Raw genomic sequence first — 17,867 nt, 5'->3', positions numbered from 1 at the left:
TTGTTGAAACCACATGCATCAGGCCGTATCGGCCTGATGCTTCCTCTTGTGGAATTATTCGCGGCCGGAACCGAGGGCGTATATGGAAAGAATATCGAACTTCGTTTCGCATCGATCCGGTTTCCAACGCTCTTCAGCCGATGGCTGGCGAGATTTTCAGTGCTCGAAGCGCATTGAGAATGACAGCGACATCGATCACCTCCTGTAGCAACGCACCTTGAACGGGTGACAGATAGCCGAACGCTGCTGCAATCATGGCGATCACCGAAAGGCCGATACCTGCCACGACGCTTTCGACGGCGATGCGCCTTGATCGCTTCGCGATCTCTATACCGGTCCGCAGCCTGCCTATTCTGTCGACGAGAAGAACGATGTCGGCTGCTTCGGCAGAGGCAGCCGCTCCCCTTGCACCCATCGCAACGCCGACATCTGCCGCGGCGAGCGCGGGTGCGTCGTTGACGCCGTCCCCGACCATCATCACGGGGCCATACTTGCGCTCGCTGAGAACGGTCAGCACCTTTTGATCGGGTGAAAGTTCGCAGTAGATGGCATCGAGCCCCAAACCTTTGGTGATGCGTCTGGCCACCGCAGCGCGATCGCCCGTCGCCAGCACAATTCGCCTTACACCGTCCTTGCGTAAACCTTTTAGTGTAGAGGCCACATCGCCGCGCAAAGGATCGGCCATGACTATATAGCCCGCAATAGTGCCGTCTATTGCGACTGCCACCAGCGCTGCTCCAGCTTCAGTGCCCGGCATTTCGATCAGCTTTGCGTCGGCTTGTCTTGCAACGAAGCTGTGCCCGCCGACGATGACACTTCTGCCATCGACCCTGCCGGCCACGCCGTCCCCTGCCAGTTCGCTAACGTCGGTCGGCAAGACAAGATCTATACCGCGTTCCTGAGCGGCCAGTACAAGCGCCTGTGCCATCGGGTGTTTGGACACCTGGTCAAGGGAAGCAGCGAGCCGCAATATCTCGTCTTCACTGAAACCCGGCTGAAGGTGGATCGAGGTGATTTGCGGACGGCCATCGGTCAGCGTTCCGGTCTTGTCCAGCACCAGCGTAACGATGCGAGCCATATTCTCCAGTGGACCAGCACCCTTCACCAGCACACCGAAATGAGCGGAACGTGATAGCCCCGCAACAAGAGCGACGGGCACCGCCAGGATGAGAGGGCATGGGGTGGCAACGACGAGAACGGCGACCGACCTTATCGGATCGCCCGTGAACCACCACGCTGCGAAGGCGATTACAACGGTCACGATTAGAAAACCGACAGACCACTGATCCGCCAGTCTCGACATTGGGGCTTTGGAAGCCTGTGCCTCTTCCACGAGGCGCACGATGCCTGCATAGGTGCTGTCCTTCGCCTCGTGTCTGGCAACGATATCGAAGGCATCGCCGGCATTGACCGATCCGCTCAGCACATCGGCTCCCTGGGCTAGCGAGATCGGAAGTGCTTCTCCCGTCAGTGCCGAGGTGTTTACGAAGGCCCTGTTGGAAGCGATACGCCCGTCGACGGGGATAACATCTCCCTGACGGATCAGGAGCCGGTCGCCCGGACGAACCGTGTCAACGGCAACCTCCTCGAGACGATCATCAATATAACGCATTGTGGTTCGCGGCGCGCGGGACAGCAAAGCATGCATCTCACGGCGTGCCCGCCCTTCGGCAAAGCTCTCAAGGAAAGCTCCGCCGGTATACATGAGCGCGACAATCGAGGCCGCCAGCATTTCCCCAAATGCCAGAGCGGCCGACATGGACATCGCCGCGACGATATCCAGCCCGAACTCCCCTCGCCATAAACTCCTGAGAATTTCGACGAGCAAAGTCGCCAGTACAGGCAGGGTGGCGATAGCCCAGATCAGCCGTGCACCGTAGGAGTAACCCGAAAAGTGAAAGCCCAGCCCGAGAACAAGTCCGCAGACGGCAAAGACCAGAAGGATTGTCTTCGATCGATCTTTCCCTGAAAACCGCATCTCCAAAGTCTCCCCAAGGACAGAAGAGACCGATTGTAAAGCATTTTGGCAGTCTTGACGCTGACTATGATCAATTCTGTTCTTACACTCGCAGCAGCTTGACAGGGATCATCAGGCCATAGCCAAGCTGTTCGCTGGCCGATGCTATCGTGATGCCCTCGCTCCGTCCCAACTCAGTATCTGAATGCCGTCAGACAATCTGAAGGCCCATGATCCCCCTTGTGGGACGGTATGCGTCGCCTGAGCCGCCTAGCTTAAGCCCACGTCCCCTGCGCTCGCGAGCAATATTTCTCTATCACGACGCGATTGAATTCTTCTCCATTTCGGCAGGAAAGACGCTTCGCGCTACCGTCGATGTCCTTGGCATTTCTCGGTGCTCGCGGCATAGCTGCGCCCAGAGTTGGGGTGCGCTTCAAGCCGGATGAATTGTTGCAACGGTTGTCCAGGATGGTCATGTTGTGTTGACCGGGCGAAATGACGATGTTTATTATCGGAAAATTTGAACGCACAATAAGAGACGATAATGAAGATTTTCATCGCCGGCCTGGATACCGAAACGAACACTTTTTCGCCAATGCAGACAGGTTTCCAAGCTTTCACTGAAAACCTGATTGCTTATGGCGATGCCACTTCGAAGCCACTCAATTGCTGCTCATCGCAATTGTCTGTCTGGCGCGATGCCTCAGAAGAGAAAGGGTGGAGTGTCGTCGAAAGTCTTTGCGCAGTGGCCGAGCCTGGCGGCAGAACCACCCGCGCCGTTTACGAACATTTCCGCAAAACAATTCTTGATGATCTTCAGGCGGCAATGCCGGTGGACGCAGTCATGCTTGCGCTTCATGGAGCCTGCGTTGCGGACGGTTATGATGACGTCGAAGGAGATCTCATCTCCCATATACGTGGCCTTGTGGGCGCTCACGTTCCGATAGCTGTCGAGCTGGACCTGCATTGTCATATTACTGAGCGCATGATCGACAATGCAACGATGATCGTAACTTACAAGGAATATCCGCACACCGATATTGAGATCGTAGCCCGTCAGCTTTTTGCAATACTGGAACGAACGCTCACGGGTGAAATCGAACCTGTCATGGCGGTCTATGACTGCCGCCTCATAAGCACCTTTCATCCGCACCGGCAACCGTTGCGCGGGATTGTGGACCGGATGAAGGCGATGGAAGGGAACGACGGCATACTGGCTGTCTCCTTCGGCCATGGTTTTCCATGGGGTGACGTTGCGGATGTCGGCGCGAAGATGCTCGTTGTCACCGACCGGGATCGGCAGAAGGCTGCTCGTATTGCCGAAAGCTTCGGTCGAGAGATATACGGTGCACGGGAGCAAATGCGTGGCGCATACTTGTCCGTCGATGAGGCGCTGGACCGTGCATTGGAGGCGAAAAATGCCCCCGTTGTATTGGCAGACGTTTCAGACAATGCTGGCGGGGGCGCACCGGGCGATTCCACTTTTATTCTGCGGCGTATTATTGAACGCGGAATTGAAGACGTCGCCTCTTGTCTTTACTGGGACCCGATCGCCGTGCGGATGTGCCGGGAAGCGGGAGAAGGCGCCACTCTCGCGTTGAGGATTGGGGGCAAGGTCGGCGAAGTGTCGGGTGCGCCGCTGGATCTCACGGTCACGGTCCGGCGGATTGCTTCGGACATTAAGCAACGGTTTGGCCCGACGCCACTTGGTATCGGCGATGCCGTCTGGGTCAGCGCGGGGAGTATCGATATCGTGTTGAATACCATCCGCACGCAGACATTTCACCCCGAATGCATGACAGGGCTCGGACTTGATCCCTCGAAAAAGAAGATTGTCGTGGTGAAATCGAGCAACCATTTCCGGGCTGGTTTCGAACCTATTGCGGGCGAGATACTCTATGTTGGCGCTCCCGGTGCGCTACAACCACGTTTCGAAGATTTGCCTTTCACAAAACTGGAAAAACCATACTGGCCGAGAGTTGCGGATCCGCTGGCTCAGTAGGGCATCATGTTGCTTTACGGCGAGATGTAAATTACGCGCTCATGTCAGTGACGCGATATACCTCTTGAAAACAGAGTTGATCGGGATGCCACTCGAATTTGAGATCAAGCGAATGGAAAACTTCGGATGAATGATGCGAAATCCAGCCTCGGCGACATCCTGAGAGACATCCGAAGCCGCAACCATTGGACCCTGGCTGAAGTAAGCGCGATGACCGGGCTTGCAGTATCGACCCTTTCGAAGGTTGAGAACAACCAGATGCAGCTTACATATGACCGGCTTATCCAGCTTGCTCAGGGCATTGGTGTCGATATTGCAGAGCTTTTTGGCGCTGTGGCCACCCCGGATGAACTTTCAAATGTGATGGGCCGGCGTACATTCACAAAGTCCGGCGACGGCCGTTCGATCATCACGCAGAACTACGACTATCTCTATATTTGCACGGAGATCTACAAGAAGGCGATGGTCCCGATCCTCGCTGTGGCGCACGCTCGAACACTTGAGGAATTTGGGCCGCTCATCCGGCACAAGGGCGAGGAATTCATCTATGTGCTTGAGGGTGAACTGGAACTCCACTCAGAAATTTATGCACCTCTTCGTCTCAAGAAAGGCGATTCCGCCTATTTTGATGCGATGACTGGACACGGTTATCTAAGCGTGAGCGAAGAGCCCGCCCAGATCCTGTGTGTCTGTTCAACGCCGGAAACGGAACTGGTTTCTACGCTGGTCAATACGCAAACCATCAAATTCAAAGCGGATTGACGTCTTCGATAAGGCTTGAATCTCATCGGCATCTTAGGGAAATTATTTTCTTATAAGAAAATAATTTGATTGCCTCTCCGGGCTGTGCAAATCTGGTTCCATGACTTTCGGGTACAGTGGAACAAACTGGCAGGCACGGGGCTTGCAGTCAGATTGCCGGAGATAACTTTGACTGAACCAGCAGTGGCAATTGAAACATTCAACCGTCCTTATCCCGTCGACATTCAGACACCTTACGTGGAAATCGACGAAGACCGGCTGATACGCAACCTGAAGGAGATGCAGCAAAAGGCGGACAAAGCCGGGGTGCGGCTGCGGCCTCACATCAAGACCCACAAGAGCCTCATGATTGCCAACCGCCAGCTTCAGCTTGGCGCAATTGGCGTCACTGCTTCCAAGCCGGATGAAGCGCTGGTCTTTGTCGAGGGCGGCATTCCCTCCGTAACCCTCGCTTATCCCATCGTGAGACCGGATTCGATCGGTCGCCTGATACGCAGTGCGCAGATTCGAGATACCGAGCTTATGTTTATCGCCGCTCACGAGATCGGCATTCAGGCGATTGGGGCTGCCGCAGAAGCACATGATGTAAAGCTTGGCGTTTTTCTGAAAGTCGATGTCGGTCTCGGGCGCGTCGGCGTCAAGCCGCAGGACCCCGCCGCCGTTGTGCTGGCTCAAAAGATAGCACAACACCCTTATCTTGCATTCGCAGGCCTTTTTTCCCATGCAGGCCATGCCTATGGCAGCAAGTCCGCCGAAGAACTGGCAAATATTGCCAATGCGGAAGCGCAGGCCCTCCTCCACCTCGCAGAACAGTTGAAGGAGGTGGGCGTCGAAGTCCCCGCAATATCCGTGGGGTCGACACCGACTTGCCTCGGCGCGCCTATTCCGTCCGGGATAACGGAGATACGGCCGGGAAACTACGCCTTCCTTGACCGGACTGCGCTTCGCCTTGGCATAGCATCGGGTGATAACATCGCGCTTTCCATCATTGCCACCGTTGTTGCCCACAACGACCATCATTTCATTATCGATGCAGGTTCCAAATCCCTTTCATCCGACCTTGGTGCACACGGCTCTGGTGGCGGCGGCTTTGGGCTGGCCGTCAGTGTGTGGGGTGACACGTCAGAGATGTGGGAAATTGAACGCCTTTCTGAAGAACATGGGTTCGTTCGTTTCAGTGACACCCCGCCCCCTGTCGGCAGTCGTGTTCGCATATTTCCCAATCATTCCTGTGCAGTTATCGCCCAATTCGACCAGGTCGCCCTGCGACAACCGGACGGAAGAACACGAACCTTGTCGACCGAGGCCCGAGGCCATCAGACCTGATGCGGTGACGCCTGCGCTTTGGCTTTATCTGGAATTAAGGAAAGAGGACTGAACATGACGAAAGAAGTTGAATGGGCACGTATGACCGCACCGGACCTGCGCGAGATTGCAGGCAAGCCGGGTGCCCTTGCTATTCTGCCTGTGGGATCGCTTGAGCAGCACGGCCCTCATCTGCCGGTCATTACTGACACGACGAGCGCTTCGGCAGCCGCCATCCGCGCCGCGCGTCTCGTAGCTGAGGAGATTCCCGTCGCTGTCCTCCCCGGCCAATGGCTTGGCATGAGCGAACACCACCTGCCGTTTGGCGGCACTATCACGCTTGATTACGATACTTTCAGCCGTGTCATCCGATGCATAGCCAGATCATTGAAAACACTTGGGTTTTCACGTCTCCTGATTGTCAATGGACATGGCGGCAATATCGATCCGCTTTCGGTCGCTGTCCGCGAACTGGCTGTTGAATTTGCGATGCCAATCGTGGCCACCACACCGTGGATGCTGGCAGGCGACGAAGCACGAAAAATCTTCGAGGTAGATAATGGACCCCATCATGCCTGTGAGGGGGAAGCTTCCGTCATGCTTGCCATTGTCGGTGATGCCGTGAGGACGGACAAGTTCGGACAGGCATTCGGCAATCAGCAGCATCCTGTCGACGTACCGGCAGACGTTTCGCGCTTCTATTCCTTTGCCGAGCGTGCGCCGGTTACCGGAACATGGGGAGATCCGCGCAGCGCCACGGCCGAAAAGGGAGAGCGTTTCCTCGATCTTCATGCAAGGGAACTCGTGAAACTGATCCGTAATGATGTGCTCTGGACCAAACCGGATTCCGTTTGGACACCTGGACGCGGCCTCGCGACAACAGAAGGGCGAGCCGACTAACTTGCTGGGCAAACGGCAACTCGAAAAGAAAACACGATTGTGGGAACAAAAATGAAAATGAAGTCGAAAACAACACGCAAAACTCTGCTGTCACTGTTGGCGGCGGCAGCATTGTCCAGCGTAGCGCTAGCCCCGGCAATGGCAAAGACGCTGGTCTATTGTTCCGAGGGCGCACCGGAAGGCTTCGATGCCGCGCTCTACACGACAAACAGCACATGGGACGCTTCTGCCGAAACGATCTACGACCGGCTGACTGAGTTCGAAAGCGGCACGACCAACGTCGTTCCCGGCCTCGCAGAAAGCTGGACCATCTCTGACGACAATCTCGAATATACGTTGAAGTTGCGGCAGGGGGTGAAGTTCCATTCGACCGACAGCTTCACGCCAACCCGTGAATTCAACGCGGACGACGTTCTGTTCACCTATAATCGCCAGCTCGACAAGCAGCACCCGTGGAACAATTATTTCGTCGGCGCAGGTTGGGAAATGTTCAACGCCATGGACATGCCGGTGATTATAAAGAAAGTGGTCAAAGTCGATGACCATACCGTCAAGTTCGTTCTCAACCAGCCGGATGCATCCCTTCTGGCGAAGCTCGCCCTTAACTTCGGCTCGATCATGTCGGCAGAATATGCCGAGCAATTGGCGAAGGCCGGGCAGCGCGAGGATCTCGACCGCAAGCCGGTGGGCACTGGTCCGTTTCGTTTTGTGGATTATCAGACCAATGCAGCAATCCGTTTTGCTGCCAATGCAGACTATTGGGGCGGTGCGCCCAAAGTTGACAACCTGATCTTCGTGATCACGACGGACCCCGCCACCCGTATGCAGAAGCTTCAGGCAGGTGAGTGCCATATCGCAGCCTATCCCGCGCCGGCGGATGTCGCACGGCTGAAAGCCGATCCAAACCTTACTGTTATGGAACAGCCGGGACTGAACGTGGCTTATCTCGCCATGAACACGCTGGACGCTCCATTCGACAAGGTGGAAGTACGCCGCGCCCTGAACATGGCCATTGACAGAAAGGCAATTGTGGAAGCTGTCTATCAGGGCATGGGACAGGTTGCTCAAAGCGTCCTGCCACCCAGTATGTGGGGCTATAATGGTGATATAAAGGGGTATAGCTACGACCCTGATGGAGCAAAGAAGCTTCTCGACGATGCGGGCGTCAAAGACCTCAAGATGAAAATCTGGGCGATGCCGGTCAGCCGGCCTTATATGCCAAATGCGCGGCGTGCGGCTGAGCTTATGCAGGCGGATCTCGCCAAGATCGGCGTCGGTGTGGAGATCGTCTCCTACGAATGGGGTGAATATCTCAAGAAGGCTCGTGACAAGGATCGTGACGGGGCGGTGGTGCTCGGAGGCACCAGCGATAATGGTGACCCTGACAATCTGCTCAGCTATTTCTTCAGTTGCTCCGGCGTCGGTGGAAGCAACAACGCCAATTGGTGCTACAAGCCGCTGGAAGATATTCTGCAGAAGGCGAGAGTGAGCTCTAACAAGGATGAGCGAACCAGGCTCTATCAGGAGGCACAGGCAATCGCCATCTATCAAGCCCCATGGGTTCCACTTGCGCATTCAACGGTCGTATTGCCGATGTCCAAGAACGTGAAGAATTACGTTATGGAGCCACTCGGGTCGCACCGCTTCGAGAAGGTCGACATCGCGGAATAAACAATGCACCACTTGCCGACGCTGGCTTTACAGCGTCGGCAACAATTGGATTCTGCTATTTATTGGCTGCGCAGACGTTCAAGCATGCAGGCGATCACTCGGTTTGCACAAAAAGCACAGTTCTGTATGCACGGGTGCCGTTGTTCCGGCAAAAAGCACTGCTCCTGAATATGGCATCACAATGTCGCTGCCGTCGGCGCGTTTCCCGATGACTTCCCCTTTTTCAACTTTTTCGCCAGCCGCAAACTGCTTCAGCAAGTGATCATCTTCGTGATCGGCCAGAATAGCATCGCTGATTTCAAGCACCGATGACGGGTGCACCATGGCTGGCTGTGCGGAGATCAGGCCGAGCGACGCCATTCCGTTGACGACACAATCATAACCGACTTGTGGTCCGTTGGGATCGAGATGCTGACCGCATTCGACAGTCACGCCGTAGCCCCCCGCAAACCGCATATATTCAGTGGTGCCGATGGCATGCAGGGACGACAGTCCTTCGGTGACGCCCGCTTCACGTTTCTGCTCAAGTGCCTTTTCGTGCGCTGGAAGCCAACCATGGATAATGATTGGAAGGCCAAGCGCCTTGACGAGCTTTTCTTCCGCCTCCTGATGCGCGAAAGGTTCGAGCGTTCCGTTGTTGTTGCGTGGCCCCATGAGAGCAAGCGGTGGACCTTCTGAACTGAAGGAATGAAGATCGATCAGCACGTCGTGGGCGCGCAGCAACGGACAGATGACATTGGCCACGCGGTCTTCGTTATCCTGGGGGATAGCGGCTTCGGAAAGATTGCGGTTGAAATTGCGATCGCCGAAGCGGGTATCGTTACGAAAGGCAAGTCCATTCACAACCGGCACAAAGGTCACCGTGCCGCATTCCAGGCCCCTTTGTCCGGTGCGGAACTCGTGGATCAGGCGTGTGATGGCGTGGGGGCCGCATGGTTCGTTACCATGGACAGAACCGGTCACAATAAGGCGCGGACCGGGCTTCAGGCCATGGAATGTAACTGTCTCTATAGCGGTGGGCGGGGTTGTCACCCGGGGTTCGAGGGTCATTTGCGCCCCGTCGACCGATGCGATATCGATAACCATTCCGGGGCGCACCCGGCGCGCCAGTTCCGTCAGATGTTCGTGGGCAACGACGACACAGCCAGATGTACCGCTGAAATCGGGGCGGGCCGCATGTATGAAAATTGCAGAACCGCCGCGTGCATCGGGCAGGGCATCATTCCATCCGACAGGGATAATCAGATCGAAGAGCCGCTCACCCCGACGGGAGGCTTGGGTTTCATCAGTTTCAAAAACCAGCTGGTTGTAAAAGGGACTGTCTGGATCTTCCACCCAGCGGTAGTTTTCGGGCTTGGGCAAAAAGGGGAAATCGAAACTGCGTGGTTCATCACCAAAAACCGCAGGATCGTAAAAGCCATAACGCAAAGGATAGCGACCGCGGGGTGTTTTTCCATCACCTTCGCGCTTCAGGTGCGGCTCCACCAACCCATTGCGGCCTACCGCGCATTTGACAGTCCACTCGTCAATGGTAAGCAGGCCGATATGCGGGTTCTGCTGGTCTTGGCCGGTACGAACGACAATTGTAGGCTGTTCAAGCGTTCCGACCAAAAATGGATTCTGACTCATGATCTTAGCCTTGTTTTAACAAGTGACAACGGGCTCGGTGGAAGGAACTGCCGGCGAGTTGGTGAAAACGGGAATATCGCCAGAGCGGCAAAAGAATGGCAATGGACAACGAGGATGGAAGGCACAACCTTGCGGAGGGTCGACAGGCGAGGGAGCCTCGCATCTCATGCGGTGCTTGCTGACAGTTGGAGCCAGAAGATCAGGTATCGAAGCGATCAATGGTTGAGTGCGTCAACTGTTCCTGTCGCCAACAGCCCTTCAGCCCATCCGGAAAGGCCTGATCTTCTCTGAAGACAAGAGAATTCATCCAGTTTGCGGATGACTGCCTTATCATAGCCAACCTGTTTCAAGAATGCTGCGCAGCGGCGTTTACGAAGGCGTCAAATAGCCGGCTGCCGGGATGCTCGGCAGTACCAAATAATTCAGGATGCCACTGTACTCCCATCGCAAATGATTGTGAGGGAATTTCAATCGCTTCGATTACGCCGTCGGATCCGCGAGCGGTGACAGTTACCTCCTTGGAAATATCAACAAGTGCTTCGCGATGGAACGTATTCACGTTAAATTTGTCCACCTGCAATATTCCAGCCATTTTTGTTCCCGCCGAAACAGCAACTTCATGCAGAAGATCAGCTTGATCGTGATTGATTGCATTCGGCAGGCTCGCGTGGACGTCCGAAACCATCCGACAGCCGTTCAGACAACCCAGCATCTGCATCCCATTACAGATGCCCAGTACAGGCTTATCCCTGGCAAGAAATCCCTTCATCAGGGCGACTTCCACTTCAAGACGATCAGAAAATGGGAAAGCAGACCGATCCCCTTCCACGTACCAGGCGTCGGGAAATTTTATTCGAGCACCGATGCTTAAGAAGCCGTCGAATTCCTGGGTAACCCGATCCACTATATCTGAGAGGTAGGGTATGCCGTATGGAACGCCGCCAGCCCGGTGTATGGCTGCAAAATAATGTTTCGAAATGTCGTACCGATCTCCACCGGCACTGGTGTTTTCTCCCATTATTACTGCAATGGCGGGCTTGGGATTCCCGCTTTTACGTTGATTGTTCAATTTCAGCACCATCATGTTGTTATCGGGATTAAAGCCGCGCAAACTTTATATTGCCTTCGCGGTAGTCGGGGATGCCAAGTTAGGACATTCTCTCTGATAGAGCTCGGTTGTTTTCTGTCTTGTCCGGATCAAACGGGATGCTGGGCCATCCAACAGATATTCGGCCGCCTGTGGGCGGCTATTGTAATTGGAGGACATCGATGCTCCGTAAGCTCCTGCGTCGTGAAACACCAGATAGTCACCGACATGAGCCGGTGGCAATTCTCTCATTTCCACGGTGCCATCTTGTTGTTGTGTAAAAACATCTCCTGATTCACACAGGGGCCCGGCAATGACAGTCGGGCGCGAAGCTTCAGTCTTCCGGGCCCTACTATTAGCCGACAAAACTGAAATATGGTGATAACTGCCGTAGAGAGCCGGACGCATCAGGTCGTTGAAGCCCGCATCGACCAGAGTGAAATGATTGTCGCCCATCTGTTTGGTGGCACGCACCTCCGCCACGAGAACCGCCGACTGTGCTACCAGAAAACGACCGGGCTCAATCTCAAGACGCACCGAATGGCCTAGTTTTTTCTCTGCCTGCCGGCGGGTCTGGTCCCAAAGATTGAAATAGTGTGCGACGTCGATGTCCTGGTCCCCATTCTTGTAGGGCACAGAAAGACCCCCACCAGCAGATATCGCCTCAAAATCGTGGTCCACCGATGAAATTATATCGGTCATGGCTTGGCAGACGCGCTCAAGGTGGCGATAGTCGACGCCTGAACCGATATGAAGGTGGAAGCCTACCAGATGGAGACGGTAACGCTCTAACAAGGTAATCGCTTGGGCAAGTTGTCCATGCCAGATGCCGTGTTTGCTGTTTTCTCCGCCGGTGTTGGTCTTCTTGCTGTGACCGTGCCCGAAGCCTGGATTGATACGCAGCCACACACGATGACCAGGTGATCTTTCGCCCAATTGGTGCAGCATGTCCAAAGAGCCTGCATTGACTTCAATCTTCTCCCGCACAACATAATCGAGGGTATCACGGTCAAAAAGATCGGCAGTGAAAACGATGCCCGCGGCGCCGGTGGCTGTAGCGGCTGCTGAAAATCCCGCCTGTTGCGCTCGTTTTATTTCACCGTGAGATACCGCATCAACGTGCACGCCAGCCTCGCGCATGAGCGACAGAATATTGACGTTGGAACATGCCTTCTGCGCAAATCTGACAATATCGAAAGGGGCAAGACGATCAATCTGCCGACGAATTACATCAGCATTATAGATCCATAACGGCGTCGCATATTGGGCAGCCAGCTCGCACAACGTGTCTTGAGGGAATTCACTCTTCATTTTATCACTTTCAGATGGAATATCAGATACGGTCGGTGAGAGTGACCGAGTGAGACAGCGCTTTTCGCTCGCCTTCACCGATGGAGGTTGGATGCGATGTACCCGTCGAAGGTTACGTCTACCGGGCCCGTCAGCATGAAAGTCTCGCCATCAAAAACTTCGACTTCAAGCTGACCACCGGGCGCATAGACTGTAACCCTGTCGCTCGATATGAGACCGGCCCGTCTTGCGGCGAGGACAGCGGCACACGCGCCGCTGCCGCAGGCTTGCGTGAGGATGCCTGGACGTTCATAGACGACGAGCCGGATCGAATCTGGGCCGGTAACTTCGGCCACGCCGATATTTGCCTGCTCGGGAAGATAGCCACTTTTTTGAACGGGATCGGCAAGCGCGGCAATGTCGAGCCCACCCAGGTTTTGAACAAAATAAACGAGGTGGGGATTGCCAATATTGATTGCGATTGGGCTAACCAGCGGTCCGCTCTCCAATTGGGCACCCGCAGATTCGAGGGAACCCGCCAGAGGAATTTCGGGCCAGTCCCATTTGGCGTTACCAATACTGAGGCTAACCTTGTGATCGCCGGCCCGTTTCGCCCGGATCGGCCCACCGAGTGTCTCGATGACAGCTTCGTCTCGCTCTGTCTCTTCCATAATCAACCAGGCTGCGCAACGGGTAGCGTTCAGACATGTTTCCGCTTCTTGTCCATCAATATTGTAGATGCGAAGCCGAACGGAAGCCTCAGGTGATTCAGGCGCTTCGAAAACCAGTAGCTGATCGCCGCCGATACCGACGTGGCGGTTGCAGACCCACTGGATATAGTCGGAAGATTTCCGAAATGGGGTACTGCGACCGTCAATGACGACGAAGTCGTTGCCAAGCCCGTTGCATTTGATGAAGTATTGTTTGCCTTCGTCTGACCGTGGAATAGCGAGCCGGAACGACGTCATTGTATCTACTTCACTCTTTCCATTTATTGGAGGAACGATCCGTCGTCTTCTTGACCACCGACAGGTTGTTTTGCGACCGTCCAGTGTCCCCATTTTTCGGTAAGGCTAACAGAGCATGACATGCCGTCAAATTCCTATTAATCATGATAATAGTCATTTATGATATGTTGTGAAAATCGTCGTGGAGGGGGACCATGCAACTGACGCACCGGCAGTTGGAAATATTTCAGTCATTGATGCAGACTCTCAATGTGACCGAAACTGCCAAGCAATTGAACTCGTCCCAGCCAACAATCAGCCGTGAGTTGAAAGCGCTCGAAGCTGACCTTGGTTTTACGCTTTTTCAACGCGAAAAACGTCGTCTTGAGATGACGCCACAGGCGGTAGCGCTCAATGTGATTGTGCAACGCTCATTTGTCAGCCTCGCCGAGATTGCCCGGACAGCACGTGCCATCCGCGGCGAAAGGCTCCAACGCGTGACTGTGGCGTGTCTGCCAGCATTCGCCCACGCGCTTATGCCACAGGTGGTTCACAACTTTCGCAGCATCTATCCCGATGCTTCTCTCAAAATTCATTCGCTGGAGGAAACCGCATTAACACGTGATCTCCTCAGCAAGTTTTTCGATCTTGGAGTCGTCGAAGGTAACGTCGCAGGCAACACGAACTCCATTATCAATTTCTACGCAGGGGATTTGCTGTGCATCATGCCGCGCAATCACACCCTGGCACAACACGACGTGCTTGAGATGGCTCATTTCGATCGTCATGATCTCATCTATTATTCCGAAGAAGATTCCTATCGCCGCCAGATCGACGCGCAGTTCGATGCAGCAGGCATTGCGCGTAATCTGGTCGTAGAAACAACGACGGCAACCTCGATCGGCACAATGGTTGCCGCCGGAATTGGGGTCTCGATTATTAATCCACTAAGTGCGCTGGCTTTCGAAAGCGCGGGGGTTGTTCTCCGGCCGCTCGCCCAACCCATCCCTTATTACCTGAATATATGGCAACCGGACCCTTTGCGTAGAAGCCAGCTAGGAGAGCGTTTCATCGAGACCATCGTTAACACGATGAATTCAACTGTTGACGCCCTTATCGCGCGAAATCTGTGCGCTCCACGGTCGAATTGAACAACAGCGGAAAACATATCCTGCTTGAATGAAACTATCATCAAACGATATTTTCCAAGTTTTGTTCATGAAGATATAGTCTACACCCGGCTTGCATCTTATAGGAGACCTGTATCTAAGATGAAAATTGGAATAGGTGGCTTTCAGCACGAGACCAATACTTTCGCACCCGGTACAACAGGTTGGGCCGAGTTCAACACGCCCGGAGGGTGGCCTCCACTGACATTGGGAGCCGCTATCCCCGAAGTCACGAGGGGACGCAATCTGCCTATTGCGGGCATGATAGACGAGGCAATTTCACAGAACGTCGAATTCCACCCGCTTGTCTGGTGTCAGGCCGAGCCGGGTGGAACCGTCGAGCGGCTGGCATATGAGCAAGTGGTCGCCCTTTTTCTTGATGCGATTGCATCGAAAGGGCCTTTCGACGGACTATTACTGGATCTCCATGGAGCGATCGTCGTCGAAGACATAGGAGATGGAGAAGGCGACTTCTTGCGTCGTATCCGCGAGGCTGTCGGGCCTGAAGCCCCTATCGCCTGTAGTCTCGACCTTCACGCCAATATCAGCCCGGAAATGGTAGGCCACAGTGATTTCATGTCCGCCTACCGCACTTATCCTCACGTCGACATGAGAGAAACAGGACGGCGGACAGCACAGGTTTTATTCAACATGTGCAGAAGTGGCACGCGTTTTGCCAAGGCGCTGGTTCAAACGCCCTACCTCATTCCCATTCCATCTCAATGTACATTGGCTGAGCCGACATCCTCGATTTATACCCGGCTGGAGCAAATCGAGCGCGAGCATCGTTTGCATCTCAGTTTTGCGCCTGGGTTTCCGCCCTCCGATACCTTGGATTGCGGTCCGGCGATAGTTGGATACGGCAGGGAAGAAGCCCCCGATCTCGACCGGCATATGCAGTCGCTTGCCGATTGCATCCTGAAGGCAGAAACAGACTACGCCAGAGACCGCGTATTCAATGAAGGAGAAGGTGTCAGTCTGGCGCTGGAAGTGGCGCGTTCAACGACAAGGCCGGTAATTCTCGTCGATACACAAGACAATCCCGGCGCCGGTGGTACGGGTGACAGCACCGGCCTGATCCGCCAACTCTTGGAGCAGAGGGCAGGAGATGCAATCCTCGCTTTTGTTTTCGATCCCCAAGCCGCAGAGATTGCACACCGGCAGGGGACTGGTGCCCGGTTCAAGACGGAAATTGGCGGGCGTTCAGGGCCGGATGGCATTACGCCACTCAAAGCAGAGTTCGAGGTCCTTGCTCTGGGAAACGGAAAATTCAATGGAACTGGTGAATTCTATGCGGGGAGCGCAATTGACATTGGTTTGACGGCTTTGCTCCGAATTTCCGGTACCGGTGTTTCTGTAATCGTGGGCAGCAGGCGGTCGCAGGCAGGAACACAGGCCATATTCTTTCATCTCGGCATAGATCCAAAAAGGGTAGGAATCATCCCCCTTAAAAGCTCGGTACACTTCAGGGCAGACTTCCAGTCGATAGCCGAGCGAATTATTGTGATAAAGAGTGCGGGATTTAATACGGCCGATCCATCTGAACTACCGTATCGTAAAATCCGGCCCGACCGGCGTCTTTGTCCCGAACCATCGTCCATAATCTCAACACCGTAAGGATTAATCCATAACACCTGAAATGAACCAGTTCTCGGTGTTATGAAAATCGATCAGTTCCGGTTAAATCGGAATCGCGGAAATGCTCTTGCGGTGAAATTTGCATTCACCGAACCACATATTTTGCCAAGTTATCGTATCGCCGTCTTGAGACAGCACAAGCTGAGCTACCTTATCGTCTTTGCCCCACCAGCGTTCCGGAGCCTTCAGCGAACGCAAGGGATATGTACCGGCAGTATCGGCTTCCATGAGGCAATATTGGTAGTCCGGCAAGCGCTCAAGCGAAGTCGTCAAACAGCCGTTGCGGGCTTCGATCCGCAAAGCACCCATCGGTCCGCCTTCAAAAACGCCGGCAATGGAAGCATCAACTGGAGCCGGCTTCATATTGCGCCAAATGGATTTGCGATATTGTGATTGCCTTCCCGCCAAGGAAGAAACCGCTTGCCCATAAATTGTCGCAACCGCTTCTGCCTCACCACGATCGAGCGCCACGGCAAGATCGGCAGCTGCATTGCGGAAATCTTCAATCTCTGTGCCGCTTGCATTGATGGAAATGAAGATTCCGAACCCGCTATCGGGCACCAGACGAGTGAGAGAAAGTACACCGCCAATAGCGCCGGTATGATCCACAACAGTTAAATCGTTACCGCTGCCTATGCGCCAACCGAGGCCGTAGCCAAGGAAAGTGTTCTCCGGGGTGGTTCGGGAATGAATGCGCTTTAGTTCTGCAAGCCTGGCCGCTGGCAGAACCGCGGCGCCATTTGGATGAGCGTTCAGATTGAACAACAACCACTGGGCGGCGTCATTGGGGCTTTGTGAAACCGACCCCGCTCCGATGAGGTTGGAAAGCTTTTCCAAGGCGACAGGTAGCATTGCATCGCCATTTCGCACATGCGGTCGAGCGAAACGCGGATCGGTTTCCAGATCGGGCCGATCAGCGGATGCCGTGGTCATTCCAAGGGGCTCGAATATATATGCCGCTGACGCATCGGCAAATGTCTTGTCGCTCACCCGGTTACATACTTCGGCAGCGACGGTGAAATGGAGATTTGAATAGGAATATCGATCGCGAAAAGGGGCGATCATTGGAACACCCCCAGCGCCGTTGACCACTTCTTCAAAAGACAGGATGGAGCCGTACTCTACAGCGGTTGCCTGGCCTATGCCCGTCCGATTGGAACACAGGTCCCGCAACGTTACCTGTTCGGAAATAACCTGGGGACCAAATGCAAATTTCGGCCATATCTCCTGGATCGGCCGATCCCAGTCCAGCTTTCCTTGTTCCGACAGGACCGCGCATAAAGTGGTCGTAAAAGCCTTTGAACAGGATGCAACGGCAAACAGGCTATCCGCCGTGACGTTGCGCTCGGTGCCCGCCTCCAGAACGCCGATGCCGCCCGTATAGAGAACCTTTCCCTGGCGAACGATGGACAGTCCTATGCCGGGAATACTAAGCGGCCCGCTTTGTTCGCGCAAAAACGTTAGCAGGCGATCAACGAGAGTATCATCGGAGATGCGGGTCATAGGTATC

At 54.6% G+C, this 17,867-nt stretch carries 14 protein-coding genes; 7 read left to right on the top strand and 7 right to left on the bottom strand.

The window, feature by feature from the left end; translation table 11 throughout:
- Window positions 1-133 precede the first annotated feature (133 nt).
- Window positions 134-1,978 (bottom strand): heavy metal translocating P-type ATPase, encoded by a 1,845-nt coding sequence (locus tag ABWW28_RS19915; protein ID WP_113342422.1) that lies wholly within the window; start codon window positions 1,976-1,978, stop codon window positions 134-136.
- 523 nt (window positions 1,979-2,501) lie between these two features.
- Here ABWW28_RS19915 and ABWW28_RS19910 point away from each other — a divergent pair.
- The 5 genes from ABWW28_RS19910 to ABWW28_RS19890 all read left to right on the top strand — a co-directional run bounded on the left by ABWW28_RS19910 (window position 2,502) and on the right by ABWW28_RS19890 (window position 8,597).
- Complete coding sequence (locus ABWW28_RS19910; RefSeq protein ID WP_112670786.1) at window positions 2,502-3,959, top strand: M81 family metallopeptidase; 1,458 nt, start codon at window positions 2,502-2,504, stop codon at window positions 3,957-3,959.
- Window positions 3,960-4,085: 126 nt separating this feature from the next.
- Window positions 4,086-4,721 carry a helix-turn-helix domain-containing protein gene (locus ABWW28_RS19905; protein WP_006469614.1) on the top strand — a complete coding sequence of 212 codons (636 nt, stop codon included), beginning with the start codon at window positions 4,086-4,088 and terminating at the stop codon, window positions 4,719-4,721.
- A gap of 168 nt (window positions 4,722-4,889) precedes the next feature.
- Window positions 4,890-6,047, top strand: a complete 1,158-nt coding sequence (locus ABWW28_RS19900; protein ID WP_039853400.1) for an alanine racemase — start codon at window positions 4,890-4,892, stop codon at window positions 6,045-6,047.
- Window positions 6,048-6,101: 54 nt separating this feature from the next.
- Entirely contained in the window at window positions 6,102-6,926 is an 825-nt protein-coding gene (locus ABWW28_RS19895) for a creatininase family protein (RefSeq protein ID WP_006470762.1), read from the top strand.
- A 57-nt stretch (window positions 6,927-6,983) separates the two neighbouring features.
- Complete coding sequence (locus ABWW28_RS19890; protein ID WP_063621279.1) at window positions 6,984-8,597, top strand: ABC transporter substrate-binding protein; 1,614 nt, start codon at window positions 6,984-6,986, stop codon at window positions 8,595-8,597.
- Window positions 8,598-8,675: 78 nt separating this feature from the next.
- Here the strand turns inward: ABWW28_RS19890 and ABWW28_RS19885 are convergent, their stop codons facing one another.
- The 5 genes from ABWW28_RS19885 to dapF all read right to left on the bottom strand — a co-directional run bounded on the left by ABWW28_RS19885 (window position 8,676) and on the right by dapF (window position 13,571).
- A complete protein-coding gene (locus ABWW28_RS19885) occupies window positions 8,676-10,226 on the bottom strand; it encodes a L,D-transpeptidase family protein (protein WP_113342423.1) in 1,551 nt (516 codons plus the stop codon).
- 15 nt (window positions 10,227-10,241) lie between these two features.
- Window positions 10,242-10,445 carry a hypothetical protein gene (locus tag ABWW28_RS19880; RefSeq protein WP_075041748.1) on the bottom strand — a complete coding sequence of 68 codons (204 nt, stop codon included), beginning with the start codon at window positions 10,443-10,445 and terminating at the stop codon, window positions 10,242-10,244.
- 127 nt (window positions 10,446-10,572) lie between these two features.
- Window positions 10,573-11,310 carry a gamma-glutamyl-gamma-aminobutyrate hydrolase family protein gene (locus ABWW28_RS19875; RefSeq protein WP_244637695.1) on the bottom strand — a complete coding sequence of 246 codons (738 nt, stop codon included), beginning with the start codon at window positions 11,308-11,310 and terminating at the stop codon, window positions 10,573-10,575.
- Window positions 11,311-11,340: 30 nt separating this feature from the next.
- Entirely contained in the window at window positions 11,341-12,624 is a 1,284-nt protein-coding gene (lysA, locus tag ABWW28_RS19870; RefSeq protein ID WP_176588252.1) for a diaminopimelate decarboxylase, read from the bottom strand.
- A 74-nt stretch (window positions 12,625-12,698) separates the two neighbouring features.
- Window positions 12,699-13,571, bottom strand: coding sequence for a diaminopimelate epimerase (gene dapF / locus ABWW28_RS19865; RefSeq protein WP_244637696.1), 873 nt, complete (start codon window positions 13,569-13,571; stop codon window positions 12,699-12,701).
- Window positions 13,572-13,765: 194 nt separating this feature from the next.
- Here dapF and ABWW28_RS19860 point away from each other — a divergent pair, with 194 nt between their 5' ends.
- The gene (locus ABWW28_RS19860) at window positions 13,766-14,701 is read left to right on the top strand and encodes a LysR substrate-binding domain-containing protein (RefSeq protein ID WP_176588251.1); all 936 of its coding nucleotides are present in this window, start codon (window positions 13,766-13,768) and stop codon (window positions 14,699-14,701) included.
- A gap of 24 nt (window positions 14,702-14,725) precedes the next feature.
- The gene (locus tag ABWW28_RS19855; protein ID WP_176588250.1) at window positions 14,726-16,336 is read left to right on the top strand and encodes a M81 family metallopeptidase; all 1,611 of its coding nucleotides are present in this window, start codon (window positions 14,726-14,728) and stop codon (window positions 16,334-16,336) included.
- A gap of 63 nt (window positions 16,337-16,399) precedes the next feature.
- Here ABWW28_RS19855 and ABWW28_RS19850 read toward each other — a convergent pair whose 3' ends face one another.
- The gene (locus ABWW28_RS19850; RefSeq protein WP_176588249.1) at window positions 16,400-17,860 is read right to left on the bottom strand and encodes a serine hydrolase domain-containing protein; all 1,461 of its coding nucleotides are present in this window, start codon (window positions 17,858-17,860) and stop codon (window positions 16,400-16,402) included.
- Window positions 17,861-17,867 lie beyond the last annotated feature (7 nt).

This window comes from Brucella sp. NBRC 14130 (genome assembly GCF_040371715.1).
Classification (GTDB): Bacteria; Pseudomonadota; Alphaproteobacteria; order Rhizobiales; family Rhizobiaceae; genus Brucella; species Brucella intermedia.
The sequence above is the reverse complement of the archived record's forward strand: the minus strand, read 5'-3'. Positions and strand labels throughout refer to the sequence as shown.